Origin of the sequence: Methylobacterium sp. B1 (assembly GCF_000333255.1) — a bacterium.
Classification (GTDB): domain Bacteria; phylum Pseudomonadota; class Alphaproteobacteria; order Rhizobiales; family Beijerinckiaceae; genus Methylobacterium; species Methylobacterium fujisawaense.
Genome location: NZ_BACT01000890.1, coordinates 1 through 7,141, shown reverse-complemented (window position 1 = coordinate 7,141; position 7,141 = coordinate 1). Strand labels below are relative to the sequence as shown.

Sequence of the window (7,141 nt, the reverse complement as noted above, 5' to 3'; positions counted from 1 at the left end):
ACCGCTTCAGGGCGGAGCCGATCCTGCAGGATCGGCTGTTCGCCCATCCGAAGATCGCGGTCATCTGGAACCATGTGGTCGAGGAGGTCCTCGCCCGAAGGGAGCCGGTGAAGGCCGTCACCGGCGTGCGGTTGCGCGACACCGGCAGCGGCGCCACGCGGGACGTGCCTGCAGACGGCCTNTTCGTCGCCATCGGTCACGACCCGGCGACGAAGCTCTTCGCTGGCCAACTCGAACTGCTGGAGGGCGGCTACATCAAGATCGTGCCGGGCACGACGCGGACCAGCGTCGAGGGCGTCTACGCCGCCGGCGATTGCGCCGAGTTCGTCTACCGGCAGGCGGTGGTCGCCGCCGGCATGGGCTGCATGGCGGCGCTCGAGGCGGAGAAATTCCTCGCCGAGCACTCCCCGGATCCGAAGGTCAGGACCGAGGAGTTGCAGGAGCCGGAGATGATCGGCGCCTACGACTAGGCGAGCGGACGCGCGCCCTGCATCCAGCGCCGCACTGACGTGGCGGCGCCGGGCTTCGACGCGCTGGAGGTCACGACCTTGGCGCGCGGATGGAGTTCGGTCAGAGGCGCGGCCCTGGCGGCGCGGTTGCCTGAATGGCCCGCCGGGCCATCCTCTGGCTCAGGCCCCAGGTTCCCCGCCCGTCCCTTCGTGCCCGCGGCGGCCTGACAACGCATGCCGGCTCCGCGCAAGCCGACCTTCACGGCGCGGTGCATTCCCGGAACGGCGTACCTCGCCTCCGCGACACCGACAGATCCCCGAGGACTGAACCTCTCTGAAGGCGGTCCGTCCGCCTCGGCCGTCGGGTTGTGGGTCAGCGGATGTTCTGGCGGTGTCGGAAGAACGGCTCGAAGCGCCCGAACGCGATACGCCGGCGGAACCGTCCAAGAGCGGAGAGGTGCGCGCCTCCACCGCCACGGGACACGCTTTCCCCTTGTCATTATAAATTATGACCATAATCTATATGGGGAGCGGTTGCGACGCAGGCCGCGTCGGAAGGAGACCATCGTGCAGCAGAGCGAAACCAGGATCGCGGTCGTGACAGGGGCCGCTTCGGGCATCGGCCTCGAGACCGCGAGAGCTTTGAAGGCCGCGGGCTACCGGGTGTTCGGCACGAGCCGAACGGTCGACCGTGTCGTGGAAGGCGGCATCACGATGCTGCCCTGCGACGTCACCTCGGATGCGTCGGTCGCGGGCGCTGTCGAGGCGATCTTCGCCCGGACGGGGCGGATCGATGTGCTGGTCAACAACGCCGGCTTCGGCATCAGCGGCGGCGCGGAGGAATCCACCACCGCGCAGGCGCAGGCCCTGTTCGACGTCAACCTGTTCGGCGCCATCCGCATGACCCGGGCCGTCCTGCCCCTGATGCGGGCAAGCGGTGGCGGTCGCATCGTCAACATCAGCTCGGCCTTCGGGCTCGTCCCGGCCCCGTATATGGCGCTCTACGCCGCGAGCAAGCATGCGCTCGAAGGCTATTCCGAATCCCTCGACCACGAGGTCAGGACCCAGGGCATCCGGGTCGTCCTCGTCGAGCCCGCCTATACCCGCACGGCCTTCGACCGGAACCTCGTCACGCCGGATGCGCCGCTCGCCGTCTACGACGCCGCGCGCGCCGGCCAGGAGCGGCTGATGCGCGACGTCATGGTGGTTGCCGACGCGCCGGGGATCGTGGCCGAGAGGGTCGTGACGGCGGCGACCGCGGCGGTACCGAAGAGCCGGTACACCGCCGGCAAGATGGCCCGGCGGGTCAGCCTGCTGCGCCGTTTCGTGCCCGCAAGCGCCTTCGATAAAAGCTTCCGCAAGCAGATGCGGCTCCCGCAATGACAGGGGGAGCACCTCCGCTCGGACGGCAGCGCGCGGTGCCGCCGGACAGAGCGGGCGAGACGGCGTTCTTCGCCGCCGGCATGGGCTGACGGGCGGCGCCGGAGGCCGAGACATTCCTCGCCAGCCGCACGATCTGCGAGAGCCCGGTCCAGGCCGGCGCAGCGGAATGCCGGCGGCACCGGCCGCGGCGCTTCGCCCGCAGCGCCCACCATTTCAACAACTTCCCGCCTTCGCCGCTTGCGTCGCATCATGCGCTGTGTGCATAGGAGTGCTGACTGCGCCGGGATGCACCGATTGCATGCCCGCGCGGTGCCGCGAGCGGTCATCCGCCCACGGCGCCGCGCAGTTCGCCCGGTGATCTGCCCGCCGCTTCGTGCCCATCCTGACCCGGGCGCGACCCGCGGGCGCGCGCTGGTAGGGGTTCTTGCCTTGGACTGGGATAAGATCCGGATCTTCCTCAACGTCGCGGAGGCGGGGAGCTTCACCAAGGCGGGTGACGATATCGGGCTCAGCCAATCGGCGGTGAGCCGCCAGATCAGCGCCCTGGAGCGCGAGCTGAAGGCGCCTCTGTTCCACCGCCATGCCCGCGGCCTGCTGCTGACCGAACAGGGCGATCTCCTGTTCCGCGCCGCCCGGGACATGAAGCTGCGCCTGGAGAATACCCGCGCCCGGCTCGTGGAGACCTCCGAGCGCCCGACCGGTGATCTCAAGGTCACCACCACGGTGGGCCTCGGCACCTCCTGGCTGTCGCAGCGGGTGGGCGAGTTTCTCGACCTCTACCCGGATGTGCGCATCGAGCTGATCCTCACCAACGAGGAACTCGATCTCGCCATGCGCGAAGCCGATGTGGCGATCCGCATGCGGCGGCCGGCCCAGCCGGATCTGATCCAGCGCCGGCTGTTCACCGTGCACTACCATGCCTTCGCGAGCCCGGATTACGTCAAGCGCTTCGGCGAGCCCAAGACCATCGAAGAACTCGACGATCACCGCCTCGTCTCGTTCGGCGGAAACGAGCCGTCGTACCTGCTCGCGGCCCACTGGCTGGCGGATGCCGGCCGCGATGGCCGGGACCGGCGTCAGGTCCACCTGACCGTGAACAACATCGGCGCCCTCCAGCGCGCGATGGAGGCGGGAGCCGGGATCGGGATTCTGCCCGACTACGCGGTGGATGGCGGTCAGCAGCTCGTGCAGGTGCTGCGCGAGACCGAGATGCCGAGCCTCGAGAGCTACCTCGTCTATGCCGAGGAGATGCGCTCGGTCGCCCGGGTCCAGGCGTTCCGCGACTTCCTGGTCTCCAAGGCGCAGCGCTGGACCTACTGAGCATCCGATGCTTGAGTCGCGTCTTCTCACGGAGACGATTCGATGCGCGCTGCCCTCTACGCTCTGATCCTCGTCGCGGGTTCGACCAACGCGATGGCGGATGACTGCGCGGAAGCTTGGTACCAGCGCAACCTGATCTACAAGCAGGCCGGCTATTGTTTCAGCACGCCGCGGGCGATCCGGACCTTTGGCAATACCGATTGCCGGTACGACGCCATGGACCGCATACCGCTCTCGCGCCAGGAACAGGCGACCGTGGCGGAGCTGCAGGCCTTCGAGCGCGCCCATGGCTGCCCGCGCTAGCGTGCGCGCCGCCGCAGTGGACGCCGATACCGCGTACAGGCGCGTGACGACACGGATCTGAAGCCCCGCCCGGTGGGGCGAGGCTCGGGCGGGTTTGCCTGAGGGGGTGTCGCCGAGCAGCCCCTCACACGAACAGGCGTTCGCCTTCGAGGCCCTTGTAGAGGCCGGCGACCTGCTCGCCGTAGCCGTTGTAGATCAGCGTCGGCACCCGCTGGTCGGTCCCGAGTACCCGCTCCGTGGCCTGGCTCCAGCGCGGATGCGGCACGGCCGGGTTCACGTTGGCCCAGAAGCCGTACTCGGAGGCCTGCAGCCCCTCCCAGAAGGTCTTCGGCCGGTCGGCGGTGAAGGAGATCTTCACCAGCGACTTGGCCGACTTGAACCCGTATTTCCACGGCACCGCGACGCGGATCGGCGCCCCGAACTGGTTGGGCAGCGGCTTGCCGTAGACCCCCGTCACCATGAAGGCGAGGTCGTTGCCGGCCTCGGCCAATGTCAGGCCCTCCGTGTAGGGCCAGGGGTAGAAGAAGGCCCGCTGGCCCGGGGCCATCGCCTTGTCCATGAAGGTCTCGAAGCGGATGTACTTCGCGCCCGAGGCGGGCTTGGCGAGCGCCACGAGCTTCGCCAGCGGGAAGCCTGTCCAGGGCACCGCCATGGACCACGCCTCGACGCAGCGGTGGCGGTAGAGCCGCTCCTCCAGACCCACCTTCCGGATCAGGTCGTCGACGCCGATCTCGAACGGCTTCTCCACGAGGCCGTCGATCTTCAGGGTCCAGGGTTGCGTCTTGAGGGCATTTGCTGCCGGTAGCACCGTCTTCGACGTGCCGAACTCGTAGAAATTGTTGTAGTCGGCGCTGAAGCGCTCGGGCGTCAGGGGCCGGTCGAGGGTGTAGGCCGGGTTCTGTGGCGCCGGATAGAGCGACGGGTCGCCTGCGGCCGCCAGGGCCTGACGGGGGCCGAGGAGCGAGCCGGCCGCGAGCCCGGCCGCACCGCCGATCAGGGCCCGCCGGTTGATGAAGACGGCCTCCGGCGTCGCCAGATGCTCCGGAATCTCCCAACCGCGCTTGCGCTTGATCAACATGGCCGTCTCCTCGGATGTCCTGCGCGCACAACCCACAGATCGGCCGCAGCCGACAGGGGCGCAAGCGCCGCAGCCTCACCTTTCGGCGACCCGCATCCCGGCGTTACGCCGCAGGTGAGCGGCACCTGGACGCAGGCGGGTGCCCGACGATCGGCCGAGGCTCAGGCCGGCGGGGTCTCGTCGCGCAGCATCCGCCGCAGCACCTTGCCGACATTGGTCTTGGGCAGCGTCTCGTGGAACACCACGCGGCGGGGCACCTTGTAGCCGGTGAGCTGGGTGCGCGCATACGCCCGGAGGGCCTCGGGGGAGACCGACGGATCCTTCAGGACCACGTGGGCCACCACCATCTCGCCGGTTTCCTCGCTCGGTGCGCCGACCACCGCGCATTCGAGCACGGCGGGGTGGGCCGCCAGGACGTCCTCGACCTCGTTGGGATAGACGTTGAAGCCGGAGACCAGGATCATGTCCTTCATCCGGTCGACGATCCGGATCTGGCCGTCCGCCTGCAGGATCGCCACGTCGCCCGTCCGGAAGAACCCGTCCGCCGTCATCGCCCGGGCCGTCTCCTCCGGTCGGTTCCAGTAGCCGCGCATCACCTGCGGGCCGCGCACGCAGATCTCGCCGGGCTGCCCGATCGGGACCGGTTCGCCGGCGACGTCGCGGATCGAGACCTCGGTGGAGGGCAGCGGGTAGCCGATCGTGCCGGAGAAATCCCGCATGCCGTGCGGATTGACGCACACGACCGGGGAGGTCTCGGACAGGCCGTAGCCCTCGATGATCGTGTTGCCGGTCAGCGCCTTCCAGCGCTCGGCGACCGCCCGCTGCACGGCGGTCCCGCCGCCGACCACGAAGTCGAGGTTGGCGAAATCCACCGTGCCGATCTTCGGGTGGTTGATCAGCACGTTGAACAGGGTGTTCACGCCCATCAGGTGGGTGAAGCGGGTGCGGCTCAGCGTCTTGACCATGCCGTCGCAATCGCGCGGATTGGGGATCAGGAGGCAGGATCCGCCGCTGCGCATGAACTGGAAGAAGCACGCCGTGAGCGCGAAGATGTGGTAGAGCGGCAGGGCCGTGACCACGCAGCGCGGGACGCTCGGATCCTTCGAGTTGAACCAGAGCTGCGACTGCTCGACATTCGCCATGATGTTGCGGTGGCTCAGCATCGCCGCCTTGGCGATGCCCGTGGTGCCGCCGGTATATTGCAGGAAGGCGAGGTCCTCCGGTTCGACCCGGACCGTCGCCCGCGGCATCGACCGGCCCCGGCGCAGGACGGTGGCGAAGGGGATCGCGAGGCCCTCCGGAAGGCGGAACGGCGGCACGGCCTTGCGCACATGCCGGCTGGCGAGCGTGATCACGTGGCCCTTGAGCCCGAGCCCGTCGCCCGGGCCCACGAGGACGACCCGCTCCAGGGCGACGTCCGGCAGGGCTGCCGCGACCGTGGCGCCGAAATTCTCCAGGACGATCAGGATCCGCGCACCGGAATCGTTGATCTGCTGCGCACATTCCCGGGGTGTGTAGAGAGGGTTGGTGTTGACCACCGTCCCGCCCGCCAGGAGAACGCCGAAGATCGCGACCGCATAGGCCGGGACGTTCGGCAGCATGATCGCAACGCGGTCGCCCTTTGCCAGGCCCTGTCCGCGCAGCCAGGCCGCGAGGTCGCGCGCCTGCTGGCCGAGGGTCGCGTAGGTCATGGTCGAGCCGAAGCACAGCATCGCCGGCCGGTCGGCGAAGGCGGCCATGCTGGATTCGAACAGGCCGACCAGGGTCCCGAGGGCCGCAACGTCGATCTCCGCCGGAACCCGGGACGGGTAGGAGGCCAGCCAGGGTCGGTCGGAGGACCCGCCGCTTGGCGTGGCCGGCAACGCGCCGGCCGTAGCGGCTTGAGCGCCGTGCTCGATCACGTTCGCCTCGTGCATCGCGATGCCTCCCGCGGGCCCGACTCTCGGTGGCCGGGTCTCGCTACGCCTGTCGCGCAGACTCTGCGGGAACGGAGGCCGGCCCGCAAGGCAGGGGGCTCAGACGCCCCGACGATGCCGGCGCAATGTCGCCAGAGCGGTGTGGGGCAGAGCAGCGGCGATCAGCAGGCCCGCGGCGAGCGCGGCCTCCTCCGGTCGCATCGCCCGGCGCGGCCAGGGGCCGACGCCCAGGTCGCCAGCGAGGCCGATCAGGATCGCGCCGAACCACAGGGCCAGGAAGGCGAGCGCTCCGAAGCCGATCCGGCGCAGGCGCGGCCGCAGGGGGCGGTTGGCCGCGACCGCGAACAGCCCGAGGACGCCGCCGAACAGCAGGGCACCCACAGCGGCGCCGAGTCCGAAAGCCAGCCACAGGGGCTGATGGGTGAGGAACGCCATGCCGCCGGTGGCGAAGGCACCGCGCAGGATGAGGCCGCCGAAGGTGGGATAGAGCCCGGCGGCGAGAAGGGCGGCCGCCCCCGCGAGGCCGAACAGGACCCGGCGCGGGACGGAGGCCGGACCCGGCTCCGCCGCCGCGCGCGCGAGATGCCCCAGCCCGTAGACCAGCGCGAAGGCGAAGAGCGGGTAGCGGCCGATGAAGTAGCCGAAGATCCAGGGCTCGAGGGCCTCCGGCACGAAACCACGCGGCTCAGGCC

General features: G+C 69.6%; 7 protein-coding genes. 4 read left to right on the top strand and 3 right to left on the bottom strand.

Features of this window, described 5'->3' with window-relative positions; translation table 11 throughout:
• From I53_RS25375 to I53_RS25355, 4 genes are all read left to right on the top strand, one after another.
• Nucleotides 1-470: FAD-dependent oxidoreductase (locus I53_RS25375; protein WP_043356009.1), on the top strand; the 470-nt coding region annotated here is incomplete at its 5' end.
• 546 nt (nt 471-1,016) lie between these two features.
• Nucleotides 1,017-1,832 carry an oxidoreductase gene (locus tag I53_RS25365; RefSeq protein ID WP_043356006.1) on the top strand — a complete coding sequence of 272 codons (816 nt, stop codon included), beginning with the start codon at nt 1,017-1,019 and terminating at the stop codon, nt 1,830-1,832.
• A gap of 429 nt (nt 1,833-2,261) precedes the next feature.
• Entirely contained in the window at nt 2,262-3,152 is an 891-nt protein-coding gene (locus I53_RS25360) for a LysR family transcriptional regulator (protein WP_043356004.1), read from the top strand.
• 42 nt (nt 3,153-3,194) lie between these two features.
• On the top strand, nt 3,195-3,455 hold the full coding sequence (locus tag I53_RS25355) for a YARHG domain-containing protein (protein WP_043356002.1): 261 nt from the start codon (nt 3,195-3,197) through the stop codon (nt 3,453-3,455).
• 124 nt (nt 3,456-3,579) lie between these two features.
• On the opposite strand, the gene msrP is transcribed toward I53_RS25355, so the two are convergent.
• The 3 genes from msrP to I53_RS25340 all read right to left on the bottom strand — a co-directional run bounded on the left by msrP (nt 3,580) and on the right by I53_RS25340 (nt 7,121).
• Entirely contained in the window at nt 3,580-4,533 is a 954-nt protein-coding gene (gene msrP, locus I53_RS25350; protein WP_043356000.1) for a protein-methionine-sulfoxide reductase catalytic subunit MsrP, read from the bottom strand.
• A 161-nt stretch (nt 4,534-4,694) separates the two neighbouring features.
• Nucleotides 4,695-6,449 (bottom strand): AMP-binding protein, encoded by a 1,755-nt coding sequence (locus I53_RS25345; RefSeq protein WP_179698216.1) that lies wholly within the window; start codon nt 6,447-6,449, stop codon nt 4,695-4,697.
• A 99-nt stretch (nt 6,450-6,548) separates the two neighbouring features.
• Complete coding sequence (locus I53_RS25340; protein ID WP_083936153.1) at nt 6,549-7,121, bottom strand: hypothetical protein; 573 nt, start codon at nt 7,119-7,121, stop codon at nt 6,549-6,551.
• Nucleotides 7,122-7,141 lie beyond the last annotated feature (20 nt).